Source organism: Streptomyces spongiae (genome assembly GCF_009377185.1).
Classification (GTDB): Bacteria; Actinomycetota; Actinomycetes; order Streptomycetales; family Streptomycetaceae; genus Streptomyces; species Streptomyces spongiae.
In genome coordinates this window covers 1-1655 of sequence record NZ_VJZC01001021.1, presented here as the reverse complement: position 1 = coordinate 1655, position 1655 = coordinate 1, and the positions used below count along the sequence as shown (strand labels likewise).

General features: G+C 66.6%; 1 pseudogene. It reads right to left on the bottom strand.

Annotation, left to right across the window (positions count from 1 at the left end):
* Nucleotides 1–334 precede the first annotated feature (334 nt).
* Nucleotides 335–1462, bottom strand: a pseudogene (locus FNH08_RS49760) (IS256 family transposase).
* Nucleotides 1463–1655: the final 193 nt, after the last annotated feature.

The window sequence follows — 1655 nt, the reverse complement described above, 5'->3', positions numbered from 1 at the left end:
GTTGTCGGTGAAGGCGCCGGCTGTTGTCGGGGGTGTCAGAGGGCGATGATCTGCCACTGCTGCTCGGGGCCGCGGGTGTAGGTGAACTGGTGCATGCAGCTCCTAGAATGGCGCCTGGCATATCGGCCTGTTCACGCACTCTCCCTCACGCGCCCCGGCACTACGGCCGGGGCTCCACGCGAGACCACGAGAGAGGCAGGCCATGCCGGAACGCCTACAGGGTCAGGCAGATCACGAAAGACCGACGGCTGGGTTATTAGGCGGGCCTCATGGGCCCTCCCCTCTGAAAGCCAAGCCGTGTATTGACGGCCACTCGGTGATCTCGTTTTTGAGGCTATGCGGTGAGCTCGGTGGGCAGTGCGGGTTCGTCGGTTTCTGACTCGATCGGGTGGAGGCGGGCCTTGGCCAGCAGGTCGAGTCCCATGTAGCGGCGGGACTCGGTCCATTCGTCGTTCTGCTCGCACAGCACCGCGCAGACAAGGCGGATCAGGGCGGTGCGGTCGGGGAAGATCCCGACCACATCGGTGCGACGCCTGATCTCCTTGTTCAGCCGTTCCTGCGGGTTGTGGGACCAAATCTGCCGCCAGATCTCGCGTGGGAACGCGGTGAACGCCAGAAGATCGTGCTGAGCGGTGTCCAAGTGGGCTGCGGCCTTGGGGAACTTGGCCTCCAGCGCATCCAGAACGTGACGCAGCTGGGCTTTCACCGCCTCAGAGTCGGGTTGTTCGAAGACGGTTCGCAGCAGCGTGGCCACCCACGGCTGGGCTGACTTGGGAACCTGGCTCAGCAACGCGCGGGCGTAGTGGGTGCGACAGCGCTGCCACGAAGCGCCTGGCAGAGTGGCACCGATCGCGTTGACCAGGCCGGCGTGGGCGTCGGAGACAACCAGCTGGACGCCGGACAGGCCGCGGGCGGTCAGGGAGCGCAGGAAGGCGAGCCAGCCCCGCGCCGTCCTCGGCGGTCGCGACGTCGATGCCGAGATCTCGCGGTGTCCGTCGGCGTTGACTCCGACCGCGATCAGCGCGTGGACGTTGATGATGCGGCCGCCCTCGCGGACCTTCTGGGTGAGCGCGCCACCCAGACGAACGCGTAAGGCCCGTGGTCCAGAGGGCGGTTGCGGAAGGCTGAGACTTGTTCGTCCAGATGCTTCGCCATCGCGCTGACCTGGGACTTCGACAGCTGGGTGACGCCGAGGGACTCGGCGAGTTTCTCGACTCTGCGCGTGGACACGCCGAGCAGGTAGGCGGTGGCGACCACCGAGATCAGGGCCTGTTCGGCCCGCCGGCGTGGTTGACGCGTTCGTCTCTGACCTGCCCGTATTCAGCGTTGCAGAGGGCGTCGGCCTCCGCGGACATGAGCGCGTCGGCGAACGTTTTGACCATCGCGCGCAGCAGATCGGGACTCCCCCCAACGGGGTTGTCTCGGCGAGGGCGTGCAGGGGCACACTGTCAGGTGCGGTCATCGTGCTGATCGCCTTCGAGGCTTCGACACTTCGAAGATCAGCCGGTGGCCGTTCATCTATGCGGGCACCATCCCGATGCCGGAGCAAACCCCCGGAACAGGTCGCACCCGTACACCACTTCCCCGGACGCAACCGGGGAAACCTCCCAGTCGGGGGATGGGGGCCGGGGCCGGACGGCCGGCAGCAGCAAGAC